At 48.3% G+C, this 16902-nt stretch carries 8 protein-coding genes; 2 read left to right on the forward strand and 6 right to left on the reverse strand.

The features are described 5' to 3' along the window. Positions 1 to 82 precede the first annotated feature (82 nt). The 5 genes from D1B31_RS03885 to D1B31_RS03905 all read right to left on the reverse strand — a co-directional run bounded on the left by D1B31_RS03885 (position 83) and on the right by D1B31_RS03905 (position 6958). The gene (locus tag D1B31_RS03885; protein WP_118919433.1) at positions 83 to 802 is read right to left on the reverse strand and encodes a hypothetical protein; all 720 of its coding nucleotides are present in this window, start codon (positions 800 to 802) and stop codon (positions 83 to 85) included. A gap of 188 nt (positions 803 to 990) precedes the next feature. Then, positions 991 to 1296, reverse strand: coding sequence for a WXG100 family type VII secretion target (locus D1B31_RS03890; RefSeq protein WP_118919434.1), 306 nt, complete (start codon positions 1294 to 1296; stop codon positions 991 to 993). A gap of 25 nt (positions 1297 to 1321) precedes the next feature. Then, a complete protein-coding gene (locus D1B31_RS03895; protein WP_158587433.1) occupies positions 1322 to 1624 on the reverse strand; it encodes a WXG100 family type VII secretion target in 303 nt (100 codons plus the stop codon). A gap of 272 nt (positions 1625 to 1896) precedes the next feature. Beyond that, positions 1897 to 2148: a ubiquitin family protein gene (locus D1B31_RS03900; protein WP_118919436.1), complete on the reverse strand. Its 252-nt coding sequence runs from the start codon at positions 2146 to 2148 to the stop codon at positions 1897 to 1899. After that, positions 2141 to 6958 (reverse strand): FtsK/SpoIIIE domain-containing protein, encoded by a 4818-nt coding sequence (locus D1B31_RS03905; RefSeq protein ID WP_158587434.1) that lies wholly within the window; start codon positions 6956 to 6958, stop codon positions 2141 to 2143. Before D1B31_RS03905 ends, D1B31_RS03900 begins: the two co-directional genes overlap by 8 nt. 645 nt (positions 6959 to 7603) lie before the next feature. On the opposite strand from D1B31_RS03905, the gene D1B31_RS03910 reads away from it, so the two are divergent. After that, positions 7604 to 9772, forward strand: coding sequence for a bifunctional diguanylate cyclase/phosphodiesterase (locus D1B31_RS03910; protein ID WP_118919438.1), 2169 nt, complete (start codon positions 7604 to 7606; stop codon positions 9770 to 9772). Between the two features lie 76 nt (positions 9773 to 9848). Here D1B31_RS03910 and D1B31_RS03915 read toward each other — a convergent pair whose 3' ends face one another. Then, positions 9849 to 13112, reverse strand: coding sequence for an Ig-like domain-containing protein (locus D1B31_RS03915; RefSeq protein ID WP_240035164.1), 3264 nt, complete (start codon positions 13110 to 13112; stop codon positions 9849 to 9851). Between the two features lie 347 nt (positions 13113 to 13459). Here D1B31_RS03915 and D1B31_RS03920 point away from each other — a divergent pair, with 347 nt between their 5' ends. Beyond that, positions 13460 to 16816, forward strand: a complete 3357-nt coding sequence (locus D1B31_RS03920) for an Ig-like domain-containing protein (protein WP_118919440.1) — start codon at positions 13460 to 13462, stop codon at positions 16814 to 16816. The last annotated feature ends 86 nt before the right edge of the window (positions 16817 to 16902 follow it).

Genomic DNA, 16902 nt, shown 5'->3' on the forward strand with positions numbered 1-16902 from the left:
TACTTCCTGTCGTTGTCGTGCTTCACTTCTTAGTACTAATCTTAATGAGATCCCCGTTATCGGACTCGATTTTCCCTCTACCTTATAAGTTCTTCAAAATCTCTTCGTTATCGGATTCATTTCCATCCTTATCAAGGTAGATATAAAACTTAGATATAATATCAAATTTCTCAAGCCAATCTTCACTAACATCGGCATTTTTATGAAAGACTTCTACCGCATCATTGTAATCCTCACTTGAGACGATTAGAAAATCTGCTTGCAAAGTGGTTTCATTTAACTCTGAGTATGCTGTTTTAAAAGCTTTAGCAATCTTAGCAGGGGCGGCATGACCGTTATCCTCGACGACCATGATTCCGACAAATTTTTCCGGTGAGTGAGTTTGAATATATTCCATCAAATCCATTTCAGCCGTTTTAACAACTAAATCCTCTCCACCCATGGCGAACAGTTTTGATTTCGACTCGATTCCTTCCTGTTTCAACTTTTCTTGAACAACATTGCCCACATCAGTTCCAATTTTCCGGACTAAATACGTGTCATATTTAAGTTCTCCATTTTTATACATTACCGTTTCGAAAATAACGTTATTTTTGATTGCTTTTACATTAGTAGTCACTGTATCGTTGTCTTTCGTCCCCCAACGGTTCCCAAGCGCCAACACCTCAAACTTCTCCCCATACTTTTCTTCCAACTTTTCTTCAACCTGCTTTGCCGTAGCCTGGCTTGATTGGCAGCCGAGGAGGCCAACGAGGGATACAATCCCTAATAAGGCAGCCGCCATTTTCAGTATTCTCCCCATTCCTGACCCTCTTTCACTGTTCATTGAACGTTGTTTTTTGCGATCAGCGGAGCATAATCTATCTATTTCAACTCAAATTTGAGTTCCTTTCAAATTCAGGCTAAAGACGACGGCGATTCATCGTCTTTAGCAGTAGGTTCCGGCCCACGGGAAGGGAGCGGCATGCCCCCTTCGTATGTAGGACCGCTTTATTTAAACGCATCAGCCAAATTGACGTTGGCTGTTTCAGTTTCAAAATAACCTTGGTCAACGTTGACTCTTAGGAATTTTACATAGTTATCAAGAATGTCGTAGTATGTCTGGAAGAATTTTGACGCGAATGCATCGTAGGAAGAAACAGTTGCCTGAGCGGCTTCCCCTTCCCATGTATTCGTCAGGTTTTTCACTGTCGCCTGGCTCGTTCTCAATTCTTCAGCCAGCTGGGTATTCAGCCTTTCGATTGTGTTCGCGATGTCGGACACCTGGGCCGTATTAACCTTAATGATTCCTGCCATGGTACTCACTCCTTTTCAAGTTAATTTAGTTTGTAAGCTTCCTTACCTGGACCATATTGCTTTCCTGCCTTGTCGCATAGTTGGAGCGCTGGGTTTCGAGAGCGCGGCTCGCTGTCAACAGCTTATCCGCCATGCTCTTGAGATCATCGTTAAAACCATTGATCTGCTCGACAAACGCCAGGTTGTCGGCACCTTCCCAAGCCTCTCCCATCGTGCTTGCCGCCTGCATCAGCTGTGTATAAATCCCTGTGTACGTCTCGGAAAGCTCCTGCATTTTCTTCGATGCGGTTTCTAGCTCCTGGGGCGTGACGCGAATTCTTTTTGCCATTTCCATTCTCCTTTCAAAAATGCTATTTATATCAGCATGCCGTTTCGAACCGAATTTCGAGGTGGTTTTGAAACACGCATGGTAATATCCAACTATTCATTGCCTAGGAATTCTTATTGCATCTGCTGTCTATGACCAATTCGGCTAATTTCCTTCCCATTCGGGCACTGAGGCGCCTTCTCTGTGACAAATTTGGCTAATTTTCTCTCTATTTGGGCACTGAGCGGAAGGGCTCTGATGCTTACGCCCAAGTAAATTCCCCGCAGCAGTGGTTAAATCAGCATCAGTCTCGAGCCGTTCTGGATGCCGAGTTCTGATACGTACATGTTGATGTTGTAAATGATGCCGGATGCCGCGTCGCATAAAACGGCGTCGGGTGTTGCCTTGTATTTTCCGTCGGACAGCTCGCCCAGGAGCGCCGAAACGAGGGCGAGCACCTCGCTCATCTTGCTGTCCAGCGGGATAAACACGTCAAAGCTTTCGTTCGCGGCCGGCAGGAATACTTCAACAAGGACTTTATTCATCGCTGTCATCCTCCTCGTTCTCTCCGCTCAGCAGCTTGACTAGCACGCTCTTTCCTTTCAGGATCGAGAAGCCGAATTCACTGCCGATGTCCTCGCGCATGTCCGCCGTTGTTTTTGCCGGCTTCAGCTGGAACTGTTCGGTAATGCCGCTGCCGACCCAAATCCCGTCGGCGCCGGTCAGGTGGCGCTTATACCATTTATCGAAGCTTAGGCCGGACAGGTTCCGGGCCGGTTCGCCGAAGATGATCGTGAGATTGTAGCGGGCCTCGCCCCTTTCCAAAATCAGGTTCAGTTTCTCGGACCCTTCCGGAGAAAGAGCTTCCTTCAATGCAGCAACCGAATGAATGACAATCACCTTTTGCTCAAAGCTATCGGGTTCGGTGCCCTTCTCAAGCGCCTCCTTGTAGGAATTGTTGCGGTGAACGACCAGGTTGAACAACTCACCAATCGCCTCCTCGCACTCCTTCATAGTCGAGTAATAGGTGATGCCGGTGGCTTCCTGATCCCCGAAGCTTTGCGGTGCGTCATACACAGTCACATCCAGTCCGGCTCTCTCCGCCATCAGCATGGAAAACTCATGCAGGAACGGAACATACTCGTCTCCCGATGCAAGAACCATATGGATATATGACTGCCCGAACGGGTAATGATGCACATTGAGCGAGTTTTTCTCGACGCCGATTGGAAGTGACAGGCTTTGCCCCGTTCCAATGGAATCTGCCAGGAAGTCGATATCGACTTTTTCAGGGAGGATCGGGATTTTTTTTGCAAAAGCCCCCTTCCACCCTGTTAGCAGTTTCCCGCATGCCTCCTGGATGAACGGGTATGGCACCGGGTCGTCGGTCACATGGGCGATTTGGAATTCGTATACGTCATCCCGTCTAATCAGCCCGCGCCCTTTGTGTTTCGACGGGAACAGCCCTTCTGTTTTCCCGACGACTGTTGAATAATCGGATTCATCATTTAATTGCAGCGTGATGAGCTGCTTGAAATTTTGCAAAAGGCGGAAGCGGACAACGCTCGTGCCCAGTGCTGTCAGGACAAAGTAAATGCCATACTTCGTGCCTTCGCGCGACAGGAAGGAAACCGCTTCTTCCTTCTCTTCGTAAATCTCGGTGAACGCGGCAAAGTTGTTGATCGCGACAATGATCGACGGCATATTTTTGCCAGTCGCCGTGACGTACGAAGCAAGATCGCCGCCGTAATCGGCGAACAGCTTCTTCCTTCGGCCAATCTCCGACTGGAGCATTTTAAACAAATTGCTCACTTTCTCCCCTTCGTAAGAAAAGATGACGTCGCCGACATGCGGCGCCTTCTCGAACGCGCGCAGTGTTTCAGAGGAGAAGTCGAGCAAGTAAATATTCACCTCGTCCGGCGTGTGCTCATGGATGAGCGAATAGACCATCGTGTTCAGGAACGTCGTCTTCCCGCTTCCGGCCACCCCGTAAACAATCGTGTTGCCTTCTTCAGTCAGCGGGAGCGTGAACAGGCACTGGCGCTGCCTCGCCGGGTCGTCGTACTCGCCGATGACCGGGTTGAGGACGATTGAAGCGGCAGGCTGTATCCCGCTGCTGACCGCAGGAGTCTCTTGCATTTTTGTTTCCTGGAGCTGACCTTTCGCAGGATCGATTTCCACCGTTGCGGAAACTTCCGCCTGGCCTGGCAGGACCCCGGCTAAATTTGCGCTATGAGCCGGCTGATCCCTCTCTGACTGGCTGGCTTGGTTGGCACCCTGCCCCAGCTGGTTTCGCGGGTCAAGCAGGAATGAGCGGGTCGGACGGATGCTGTGCCGCTTTTTGACATCGTCGAGCAAAATCATTGCCGGGATCGGCTCGAGCCAGAGCGGCCTGACCTTAATCTTTTCCTCGTCGGCGATATGGCTGAGATAATCCGTAATCACATCCATCTGCTTCTTCGGATTGGCGAACTTGCCTTTCCTTTTATCCATTTTCGCCTCTTTCAACGTGCGCCCGTTGCGGTCAATGACGACAACGCTGCTGTCCCTTTCAGCGACAGCCTTGTCAGAAGGATAATACGGCGCGCCGGCCCAGGCGGACTGACCCATTTCAAACAGCTCATTATAGCCGACCTGGAGGTAGAAGCGCCCAGTGTCGGTGAGCTCAGCCGCGTCAGGGCGCTTGAGCATATCCATACTGTCGGCCCGTTCCTGGACCTTCAGGCTGACGCGGAACTTGCTGTTCGCCCAAATCTGGTCGTCCACAACGCCGCTCGGCTTCTGGGTCGCGAGAATCAGGTGGACGCCGAGGCTCCGCCCGATTCGCGCCGCGCTGACGAGCTTCTGCATGAATTCTGGCTGCTGTGTCTTCAGCTCGGCAAATTCATCAGAAATGATGAACAAATGCTGGAGCGGTTCATCAACAATGCCTTCGCGGAATTGTTTCTGATATTTGTAAATATCGATATTGCTTTCGCCGACCTTTTTGCTCGCTTCGGCAAAAACAGACTGGCGTCGCTTCAGCTCGCTTTCAATCGAAACGAGTGAGCGTTTGATAGCCGCGCCGTCAAGGTTCGTGATGATACCCGCGGTATGCGGCAGCTTTTCAAACGACTTCGCCATCCCGCCGCCTTTATAGTCGATGAGGATGAAGGCAACCTCATGCGGATGGTAATTGACGGCGAGTGACAAGATATAGGAAATAATGAACTCACTTTTCCCAGAGCCGGTCATCCCGGCGACGAGGCCATGGGGGCCATGGAACTTTTCATGTAAGTCGAGCTTGAACGTTTCGCCAAGCGTATCAACGCCGATTGGCGCCTCGAGCGATTTCGTCGGGTCATTGTCCTTCCAGCGGGTCAGCGCGTTCAGGTGCTCGACTTTGCCTACGCCGAACATTTCGAGGAAGGTGACCATCTTCGGCAAATTGAACGAACCTCCCGATGTATCGAGCTGGACATTCGACAGCTTCACACTCAGCGCAGTCGGGGCGGTGTTCAAGTAAATATCCGGAACGAATGAGATCGACTTGCCGGTTATATCGCTTTTATCAAACAGCTTCCCGCTGTTTTTCTCGATTTCGACAACCGTCGTGCACTCTTTCGGCAGGTTTTTCAGCTCGTCGTAAAACGTCACGACGCTAATATGTATGTTTTCTTTTTTGGAGTAAACCTGCTTCAGCATCTCGGCTCTGATTGCAAGCGGCCTGCTCAACGCAAAAATAATATAGGTAGGCTTTACGTCCTCAAGCTCGCTTTCATTGATTTCGGAACGGTGTTCAATTTCTTTTTCAATGTAGGCAGAAACTTCCTTTACTTCGTTTTGATTCGTGGCGATGAAACGGAACTTATTATCATCGCTCCACACATGCGGCAGCCATTTTGTAAAGCCAAAGTCATCTTGTTCGGCTTCGTCATAGATGAAGACCATTTTCACTTCGTCATAGCTATACAAGGCCGCAATCTGGATGATCAGCCCTTTTGCAAACTCGACGGTCTCTTTTCGGTTGCCGATGACACCGGAGATGTGATTTTCAAAGAAGGATAAAGTAATGGGAATGTTTTTTAAAACTTTAGGAGCTTCGCACAAGGTGTATAGTTCTTCCTGGAGATTGTCATCGTCGATGCTGAACTTTTTCTCGGAGTAGGAAATATCGGCAATCATCCGACCGCTGCCGACTCCTGCCCTTATTTTCAAAAAGTCATTCTGGCCTCGTCCGCGCTCCCATAAGTTGCGCTGGACATGATGGATTCTCGCGACGCAGTCCTCGACCGGAACATGATTCTCACGGAAGAGTTCCTCCTGGCGTTCAGCTTCTTCGTTGAACATGACTGCGACCCGGTCCAAATACGCTTTGTACTTCTCTTGTCGGATTTTCTCTTTTTTGCGCCTCCGCCTTCTGTCATATCTTTTTGTCAAAATTGGCCATAAAACAGTGCCTAACAGCATGCTCACAGACATGACGATCGATGGAATCGCCCGCGTGATATCGCCGGTGGTCATCGCACTGTTGACCGCGAACATGGCGGTTGCCATCGATGCCATCCCCATCGTCATCGAAGGGCCAATCAAGAACATAATTGGGATTTCATCGCCGATCGCATTCGGCGGCGGCGAGTCGATTTTAAAAACCGGTTTATCGAGGTCCCGCTTGAAACGTGGGGATCGGTAAAAATAGTCCGGCTGCGGAAGCTCAAACTCGTCTTCTTCCTCATCCACCTGCTCAGGGGTTTGGCTGATGAACGGTTTTAACTTGCCGCGGACGGTAACAGTGCCGTCGGGATTATTCAATGCGACGAAGTGGTTGCCGACAATTAGCTTGAAGCCCATGATATAAATCATGTCTCCGAATTTGAGGCTCTTTTTTGCCACCCGCTCCCCATCAACGAAAGTCCCATTCGTGCTCGAAAGGTCCGTAATATGCCACTGCCCATCACGGTAGGCTAAAGTCGCATGCGAGGCGGAAACAAATTGGTTGGCAAGAATAATGTCATTTTGCTCGGCCCGGCCGATCGATAAGTCCATGTCCCCATCAGCGAGGAACTTCATGAACGTCTGGCGGTCCTCCGTATTCGGCTCCGTAAAAATCAGCGCCTTGCTCCCGGTTTGTTCAATCGACAAGGTATAAATGCTCAGGGACTTGAGAATCGTACTCCGCACATACTGGCCGGACGAATCCCGCACCCGCACATCCTTATTCGACTTCAGCACCCACTCCCCATTCACACCCTCAATCCCAATCAACTTACGATTCGATCCATCATCAGCAGCCTCGGACACCCAATACTGCCCCGTCACCCTCTCCGGCAACGTAATCGAACCCAACCGATCCATATGAATAAGCGTTACAATCATAAACAAACCTCCCATTGAAACAACCAATTTTCCAATGAAGCAGGGGGACGGTTCCGGTGCCTCATTTTCTTTTATTTTTATGCCGCCTTTAAAGATTAGGAGACGATCTTGTTCAACCACTTCGGTTGCCTGTCTAAAAGCAGGAACCAACAGTCCAAGTCTTTCTTTCTTGAGTTAGGTCCGACATGCTTTCTGGCGACCTTGGTTTTGCCTATCAACATAGTGAAAAGATAGATTAAGAGATATTTTACCATTTCCCAACCGAAATTTATTGTAATAACCTGGATTTATTACAATATTTCAAAAAATGGGCAAAACGTCGCATGCTGTCGAAATAAAGACAGTCAGTTGGATAGGTATTTAGAATTATTTTTAGGAAAAAGAAGGAAATGAACAGAGTCGGGTCTCCTCATACCTAATGGCCAGAAACAGGAGGCTAAATTTTTACACTTTCCCGCAAATTCCCCTATTTTTCAGTTGGAAGCATTTTCATTTTTAGTTTCTATGTTTATAATAGTGAAAAGTTCTTACATAAGAGTTTTCGATTTTAGAAGTAATGAATCATGATATAGATTTGTGTTTGGGGATGATTTTTGCAAATTATATAATTCTTTAGATTTGAGCATTGATAGGAGGGCGTTCAAGATGGAGACAATTAAAAAGGGGCATGGGGAAGAAGCAAACGAGGTTACTAGCCTTGGGGATAGCAGTTTCCATGAATTACATGATCGGAATACGATGTTCAAAAACATCTGTGAAGCCCTCAACGTCGGAATTTGGTCATTCGATTTACATAAGCAGGATTTTCTCTTTATCTCAAAAGGGGTAGAAAATATCTCGGGCTATACGGCCGAAGAAATCAAATTGATTTCCTGGCAGTCCATTATCCATCCGGATGACCTTGTTTCGTATAAAAGCCTCGAGCCCAAAATATTAAATGGGAATAAACATTACCATCAATATAGAATCATCCATAAGTCCGGTGAAACAAGGTGGATTGGCGGACACATGATTCCGATCACCGGTACATACGGGAATGTAGTTAGAATGGACGGCACCATATCAGATATTACCCAACAAATTTTGCATGAAGAGCAAATCACCCGCCTCGCTTTTCATGATCATCTGACAGGCGTAGCGAATCGAAGGATGTTCGATGAAAAAATCGCTCATTTGTGTAAATCTTTTGCAAAAAGAGAACCCCGTCACAATGAAACTTTTTCAATCCTGTACATTGATTTGGATCGTTTTAAAAACATCAATTCTTCACTTGGACGGTCTGTGGCAGATCAGCTGCTTAGAAACTTTGCCTCCAGAATTGAAAAAGTACTGAATGAATCTTCACTGCTGGCGCGAATTAGCGGTGACGAATTCGGCATTATTTTATGGAACACAGAAGGTCTGGAAGAAAGCACGGAACTGGCGGAAAAGATTATTGAAATCACCCAGCATCCCTTTTTCATAGGCGCGTTTGAGTTGTATATTACTACGAGCATCGGAATTAGCACGTATCCGAACGACGGGGACAATGTCGAGACCCTTGTCAAAAATGCCTCTGCGGCGCGTTACCAGGCAAAGGAAAGAGGGAAAAATGGCTACCACCACTATACCTCCTCTATGAATATTGCGTCCTACAAGCTTTTTATGATTGAAAGAGATTTGCGGAGCGGGATAAAGGATAAAGAACTCTATTTGCACTATCAGCCTAGAGTCGATGCGAAGACGGGCAAAATGATTAGCGCTGAAGCACTGATTCGCTGGGAACATCCAATCTGGGGGTTGATTTCTCCAGGTGAATTCATCCCTGTCGCCGAACAAAGTGATTTAATCTTGCATATTGGCGAGTTTGTCATCGATAAGGCATGTCAAACATTAAGCGACTGGAAGCGAAAAGGGCTGCCCATTGTCCCGATATCAATTAACATCTCAGCGAAACGGTTTCTTAAAACAGACTGGATCAATAAACTCCAAATCACGCTTGATGATTACCAGCTAGACCCATCCTTCCTAGAAATTGAAATTACCGAGACGGCACTCATTATGCACACAGAAGCGGTCAATACATCTTTGAAGCTTTTAAAGGACATTGGCATCCGAGTCGCATTGGACGACTTCGGCACCGGCTATTCTTCATTAACCTACCTGAAGCAGTTTCCGGTTGACACTCTAAAAATCGACCGCTCATTTATCAAAAACCTTTCCGAATCGGCGCAGGACCAATTGATTACGAAATCGATTATCACCCTCGCCCACGGTCTGAACATGCGCGTCGTCGCTGAAGGTGTCGAAGAAGTGGACCAATTAACCTTTTTGCAAGAATTGAATTGCGATGAAATCCAGGGGTATTTGTTCAGCAAGCCGGTATCCGGCCGTGAATTCGAGGTTCTTTTGCAAAAGCAGGTTCTGAAACCGACGAAGCCTCCCAATAAGTTCGGTTCTTTTTCCGACAGAAGCGAGTTCGACCTTGTCACCTTGCCCCGCCCGTTAAGCGCCATAATGTCATTAAAATCCCTGCACGGCAAAGAAGTGAATGTCGGGAATTCCGAGGTGTCCATTCAGACAATCGGCCAAAAAAGCCTCAGCTTCATTTCCGGCATCAACCTCCCAGCCAGGCCCGAACTCCTGCTGCAACTGAAAACAACCATCGCCGGCGAACCCATCAACCTCAGCGGAATCATCAGCTGGAAAAAAGAACAACACGACCATTTCCAATACGAACTCACCTACAAAACAGATGACGAAAATCAAACTGACCACCTTCACAAATTACTGAGGCTGGGGACGGTTCCAGCGCTTCATTCGGGTCCCGAATGAAGCAGCGGAACCGTCCCTTTGCTTCTTTCGAGAGGCGAATGAGGCAGCGGAACCGTCCCCCTGCCTCACCCGTGCCTCATGGTTTAGCGCTTTTTACAACTGTCCAGCCGCTGTAGATTTTGGTTTTGCCGACGAGTCGGTAGGCGCGTGTTTTGTAGTAGTAGGTTTTGCCTTTTGTGAGTTTGGTGTTTGTAAATGTCAGGCTTTTTGTGTCTGCTGCTAGGGTGTAGGTTCCGTTTGTCGTGGTGGCCCGGTGGATTTCATAGCCGGTTGCGCCTGTCACCGCGCTGTATGAGACTTTGATGCTGGTGGAGCTCGCCCGTGCAGCTGTAAAGTTTGCAGGTACGGCCGGCACCGGCTTTGCCGAAACGACCGACGAGTAGCCGCTGTAAATTTTTGAGGTGCCGACTGTCCTATAGGCGCGGACCTTGTAATAATAGGCTTTCCCGGTTGTTAGTCCGCTGTTCGTGAAGCTTGTCGCGGTTGTCGTGCCTACCAACGTATACGTTCCGGAACTCGTTGTGGCCCGGTAAACCTGATAGCCGCTTGCACCGCTGACGGCGGCCCAACTTGTTTTAATGCTGTTATACGATGCGGAGGCCGCTTTTGCAGATGCTGGCACTGAAGGGATTGGCTTTGCCGACACAACTGCCGAGTAGCCGCTGTAAACCTTTGCAGTCCCAACCATCCTGTAGGCACGAACTTTATAGTAATAAGTTGCTCCCGGTGTCAGAGCGCTGTTTGTGAAGCTCGTCGAGGTTGTTGACCCAACCAGCGAATACGTTCCTGTGCTCGCTGTTGATCTGTAAACCTCGTAGCCGCTTGACCCGCTCACCGCCGCCCAGCTCGTTTTAATGCTGTTATAAGACGCGGAGGCCGCTTTTGCCGAAACAGGAACCGACAGCACTGGTTTCGCTGAAACGACCGGACTGTAATCGCTGTATACGGTGGAAGTGCCGGTCTTATAAGCACGGATTTTGTAATAATACGTCGTGCCGGTGTTCAGGGAACTGTTAACAAACGACGTTCCACTTACCGTTCCAACCTTGCTGTAAGTCCCCGCTGCCGACGTCGACCTGTAAATCTCATAACCCGATGCCGCACTTCCCGCGGTCCAGGTTAGTTTCACACTGTTGTACGTGTTCGGAGCCGCTTTTACGCTAATCGGCATCGCAAGCTTGACTGTCACGACAGCCGCTTCACTCACATTTCCGGCCGCATCCTGGGCATAGACGGATATCTTTGTCCCTGCCGGCTGGGCTGGAATGGCGATACTAAATGTTCCGGAGGAAGACGCGGTTGTTTTGCCGATTTCCTTGCTATTTACTTTTGCAAAAACAGCCGCGTTCGCCTCGGCGCTTCCTGTCAGCTTCGTCTCTTTATCGGTGACCGACTTTACAACCGGTTTTGCCGGAGGCGTGACATCTGCATTTTTCTTCGTAAAATACGTATATGTGATATTTTGGCCTTTTGAAGATGGCTCCTTGAACCCATCACTCGAAAGGTAAGGGACGGCAATCGCTCCGCCGCCGCGTAAGCTTGTCGGGCTGCTGCCTGTGTATGGCCGCTCTTTTACCGAGTTGAAGAACGGATCACCTTTAAATCCATTCAATCCCGTCGCTTCTTTTTGCAAAAGTGCCCCTCGGAAATGGGTCATCAATTTCCCGAACGTCATAGCCGAGCTGATATACTTTTTCGCAAGGTTTTCGACCGCAAGATAGTTGTTGTTTGGATCATTGATAAGCTCCTTATAGATTCCGTTCCCCTTGCCCGCCTGCACCCTTATATACTGGCTGAACAAGTAAGAAAGTGCGTAGTTGGCAAGCACATCACCTTGATTGTCCCAGTAGACCAAAGAATGCCCATTCGGGATCGAAGTCGTGTAATTGTAATAATCAATCCGCTCCTGGACGCCTTTACCGGAATAAACCTGCTCTGATGCAAGCGATAGCGCTTCGTTCAGCCAAACATCCATCGGCGCCTTGCCCTCCACGAGCACATTCTGGTTGAAATTGACCATGTGCTGGAATTCATGCGCGAGAATTCCATAAGCCGGACTGACATCCTTTGTCGTGCCGCCCATTGTCGGGTACGTGTCGATATAAAAGATTTCCGATTTGTTGGAGTAATTCTGATTATAAAGATCCAGCCCGTAGAAATAGCCGCCGACATACCCGCCGGAACCGTTGAATCCGTCGAGGATATCGAAACAGAGGATGTTAATTTTCCCATTGCCGTCAACGTCGGATTCTTTGCCAAAATTCGTATTAATCGTTGAATAAATTTTCGCATCAAATTCCCTTCCGAGCTGGGCCGCCTGGGCATCCGAAATCTGGCTGTTATGGACCCAAATGTCGCCCTTTGTCCCGCTGTACGCCAGCCTCGCATTGATTTGATAAGGCGTGTTCCAAACAAGGTTCATCACCCAGAAAGACTTCGTATCGCCGACATTATACGAAGCCGAGAAACCCTTCGTATTTTTATCGACAAGGCTGCCCTTTACCTTGGCCGGGTCAAAAGGAATATTGACATCCAACCGGTAAGCTTCCTGCTTTAGCTTTTTTGAAAAGGTGTACTGTTTGTTGTTGATGGAGAACGTTCCGGTCGGCTGGCTCGTACTCCCGTCAGCCGATTCATTACTGATCAAGGCGAAGGAATCCGGCTCCCCGCCACCGCCGCTGCCTTTATAGAATGGGTTTTTAATTTTGAACAAGGTGTAATCAGAATAATAGGCAGCCTGGGTTGGCGTGACTCCCGCAATCATATAAATATAAGGCTGGTCCAGGAAGTCGGCCTTTTCAAAAGTTGCATTCAAGTAAACGGCGTCATACCCGTACGTATCAAAGCCGCTCATAGAATCGTAAAATAGCTTTCCGTCAATCTCTTTATAATACTCAATCCAAAAATAGCGGTCCTTGGCATACTTATATTCCGATTGGTACCATAGCTTCAGCAGCCAGTCCTTCGCATTGTAATCAGTCAAATTTTCATAGTAGAATGCATGGCCGGTTGGGTCATACAAGTAATCAACCAAATCGCCTTTTTCAACGAGGGGATAGCTTTTCGGATCGGTATAATCGAAATTAATCCCCTGCGTGAGGCTGGCTCCTTTTTTGTCCACCCTTGTGGCATTGGCGTTTATCTCACCGTTTCGTTTGACTGATTTTACCAGTACCTCAATCGGAACCTTCTTTTTAGTTAACTCGGCTTTAGCCGCTTGATTAGACTGATATGCCAGAGCGCCTTGAGCACTCTGTGCCTCGTGTACACTAGAAATCCCCTGTTTTTCGGGTGGCGCGGCCCCCCCATTAGCCGAAACCCCCGCTGGCAAAAGAAACACCTGCAAACACAACAAAAAAGCAGCAAAACCCTTCCACTTCCCCTTCTTCCGCAACTCCCCATCCCCTTCCAGGAAATAAAATAAACCAAATTACCTACACACTAAACCAAACACATAAACTATCAATATTCCAAAAACCCCAATAAATGCAAATCCCACAAAAAAATGAAGCAGGGGGACGGTTCCAACGCTTCATTCGGGACCCGAATGAAGCAGTAGAACCGTCCCCTGCTTCTTTCGAGAGGCGAATGATGCAGCGGAACCGTCCCCTGCCTCAAAAATTGCTGGTGACATGATTTTGTATTGATTGTATAATATTTACAAAATAATCGATTGCATAGGAGAGTATGATGAGTGTAAATTTGCGGAAGTGGCTGGTTGGGGTTGTTGCTGGGGTTTTGGTGTTTTCGAGTTTTGGTCCTTTTGAGGCGGAGAGTGTGGAGGCTTCGAACTATGAACGGATGTGGGAGTTTCCTGAGTTGAGGACTGAGAACTCGAGTACGTTTTGGAATACAAATAGGTCGTTGACGGTTGATCTTTATCCTTTCCCTGTGCACGAAAAGGATCATACGGGGAAATTTGTGAGAAAGGATTTGACTGCAATCGATGGGCCGGTCAGCCAAATTTCGTTTGTATCGGACTCGGAGCGCGGGACTAATTTTGCCAGCGGAGGTCTTGTCAAAGTTGGGACGGATGAGAACGGGACTTATCGGACGTTTATCCATTTCGGAAATAAGCTGCCGAAATTCACTCCAAATCAACAGATTCTGAACGCGAAATTGCAGCTTTATCAAGAAGGCGGCGGGAGTGAGCCACCATACGGAAGCCCTCGGCATAAGGATGCCACTTTTTCTGTCCATAATGTGTTGACTGCCTGGGATGGCGGCCGGCTTACATGGGACTCGCAACCGCAATTAAGTGAACTGCCGACCACTTCCGAAACGATTGAGAAGGCTGTTGATAGCCCGCGGTTTAGTTGGGATGTAACAGACGTTGTAAGGAAGTGGCAAAAGAATCCGGATTCTTCGCATGGACTCGCCTTGAAAGCAACTGATGAAAGCAAACCAGGCTCGGGGGTATCATTTGAAAAAATTCCCAAGTCGATTACTTACATCCCGGTGCTGCAGATTAATTATATCGATACGAAAGAATTTGATTTAACCGCCAGAGGATATGGCTCAGGAAGAAACAGCCAGCAGGGCGGCTTTGATTTGAGATGGAGCCCTCTTCCAGGAAGCAATAAAGTCGGGATCCAGCTTTTTAATGGAAAGGACTATGAAGAAATTGGGATTGGCGAGGGCACCCTATGGTCTTCAGTCGGTAAGAACATCTGGCCGACCAAGGAGCAAATCGCTAATGGTGAATACCGGCTCCGCCTGGACGGTAGCGGAGGGCCATTCGCCGATAATCCAGGTCCTGTTTATCAAAATGCCGTCGCCCAAGGAATTGACCAATTTGCCTATTATTTTCGCGTCGTTGCTTATTACGATGATTTTACGGTTATCTCCGAACCGGTAAAAGCATATATTCCGGACCAGACCGCTCCTTCAGCCCCTAAAAACATCCGAGTCAATGAGCTGCACAGCAACTTCACGATTTCGTGGGACCCATCTGTGGATGACCGGGCCGGGATTAAAAACTATCAGGTGTTCGTGAGGGATGTAAATACGAGGCTTGTATTGGCGAAGACAACGGACGAAACCCAGATTACCTTGAATGAAAATGTTCTTACTCTTGGCCAACGTTATGAAATAGTTGTGAGAGCTTACGACAAGTCAGGCTGGGAAGAGAATTTTGCTGATTCGGAGGCTGTGATAGCTCAACCAAGAAGACTAAGGGATGCGATCGTAAGTGGTTATTCAATGCCAGTATGGCCAGTTGAGGCAACGGGGTGGCTCAATTTACGGCTTCTGGCAAAAAATGAAGGGACAGAAGAATGGTCTGCCGCCAACGGCTATGAAATCCGTGTTGAAGGTTTACCTTACAGTTATAGGCTAAACCCTGACGAAGTAGTTAAATCCGGTGAAGTTGGAGACTTCAGTTTTACGATTAAGGATGAAAAGCCGCTTGGCAAAATTCCTATTAAATACGGAATCTATCATCCTGAAACGGGATGGGTCGGGCGTCCTGTAGAGGGTACGATTACGGTCGAGGATCGGACCGCTCCGACAATCAACCTGGAAGCACCTTCAAGGTATGACATATTGAAAGGCGATGTTTCCTTTAAAGGAACGATAAGCGACGTTCAGCTTAAAAGCTACTCCATTTTGTATGGGAAAGGTGAATCCCCTGCTGATTGGGAGACGATTAAAACCGTTTCTGACGGAAGCGGCATTATAAATACGACCTGGAATACGAGGGGCATCCCTTATGGTTTATATACACTGAGAATTTTTACAGAAGACACATCCGGAAATTCGAGTGTTTTTGATATAGTTGTCACTCTTAATACTCCGCCGATGCCGCCAAGCTTTTTTGGCGAGGTGACCGATTTTGCAAAAGTTATAACGGGAAAAGCCGAGCCGCGATCGACAGTGAAAGTGTCAACAAAGGGCGGCGTCCTACTTGGCAGCGCACAAACTGGAGATGACGGTACTTTCATGATCCAGTTACCCGCGGCCCAGCCGGCTGGCACGGTTCTGGAAATCACAACAACCGATTTGGTTGGAAATATGAGCCGCCCGATTTACGTAACAGTCATCGATAAAACACCGCCTGCTGCGCCAAAGGTGACCACAGTTACCGATCGCTCCATCACAATCACAGGTACAGCCGAAAAAGGTGCGTACGTTGAAATTGTAAAAGGTACATCCCGTGTCGCTGAAGGATATGTAAAAGAGGATGGAACCTTTTCCATTACACTTTTGCAAAAACAGCCCGCTGGCACAGTACTGACCGTAACCGCAACGGATCAGGCCAATAATAAAAGTATGCCTGCAAGGGTGACGGTCCTTGACAAAACGCCGCCGCCCGCACCGAAAGTGAATAGCGTGGCAGACAACTCGACAGCCGTCACTGGAACTGCCGAAAAGGGAGCGACAATAAAGGTGACGAGAGGAACCACCGTTCTCGGCACGGCAGCCGTACGGACGGATGGAACTTATTCCGTGTCTATTCCAAAGCAAGCTGTGGGTACGATTCTTAAAGTAACCGCTACAGACAAGGCTTTAAATGTGAGCGCGGCAGCAAGCATGACAGTCATAGACAAAACACCGCCGCCCGCACCGAGAATCAACCCGGTTGCCAATACAAGTACGGCCATTTCAGGAACCGCTGAAAAATATGCGGTCGTTCGGATTTTTAAAGGTTCGACGGTCATTGCTTCCACAAGCGCGAAAGCCGACGGGAAATATTCCGTCGCCATCCCGAAGCAGGCAGCAGGGACGATTCTCTACGTCACAGCCACCGACAAAGCAAAAAATGTCAGCGTGAAGGCGAAAACGACTGTAATCGATAAAATTGCCCCGGCAATCCCGACAGTCAATGCCGTCTATTCCACTCACACAACCGTAAAAGGAAAAGCAGAAAAATCCTCTTACATTACCGTCAAAAGTGGAAAAACAATCATCGGCACCGCCCAAACCGATACCAAAGGCAACTACACCGTCAAAATAAAACGCCAAAAAAGAGGCACCACCCTCACCATCACAGCCAAAGACAAAGCCGGCAACACAAGCCAACCAAGGACAGTTAAAGTAAAGTGAGGCAGGGGACGGTTCCAGCGCTTCATTCGGGTGTCGAATGAAGCAGCGGAACCGTCCCTTTGCTTCTTTCGCATCTCGAAAGAACT

This window comes from Neobacillus notoginsengisoli, from assembly GCF_003515685.1.
Lineage (GTDB): Bacteria > Bacillota > Bacilli > Bacillales > Cytobacillaceae > Bacillus_D > Bacillus_D notoginsengisoli.

Excerpts from the sequence above, each read along its gene's own strand:
- D1B31_RS03905 (WP_158587434.1), bottom strand. The coding sequence starts at position 6,958 with ATGATTGTAACGCTTATTCATATGGATCGGTTGGGTTCGATTACGTTG.
- D1B31_RS03900 (WP_118919436.1), bottom strand. The coding sequence starts at position 2,148 with ATGAATAAAGTCCTTGTTGAAGTATTCCTGCCGGCCGCGAACGAAAGC.
- D1B31_RS03885 (WP_118919433.1), bottom strand. The coding sequence starts at position 802 with ATGGGGAGAATACTGAAAATGGCGGCTGCCTTATTAGGGATTGTATCC.
- D1B31_RS03910 (WP_118919438.1), top strand. The coding sequence starts at position 7,604 with ATGGAGACAATTAAAAAGGGGCATGGGGAAGAAGCAAACGAGGTTACT.
- D1B31_RS03895 (WP_158587433.1), bottom strand. The coding sequence starts at position 1,624 with ATGGCAAAAAGAATTCGCGTCACGCCCCAGGAGCTAGAAACCGCATCG.
- D1B31_RS03890 (WP_118919434.1), bottom strand. The coding sequence starts at position 1,296 with ATGGCAGGAATCATTAAGGTTAATACGGCCCAGGTGTCCGACATCGCG.
- D1B31_RS03920 (WP_118919440.1), top strand. The coding sequence starts at position 13,460 with ATGATGAGTGTAAATTTGCGGAAGTGGCTGGTTGGGGTTGTTGCTGGG.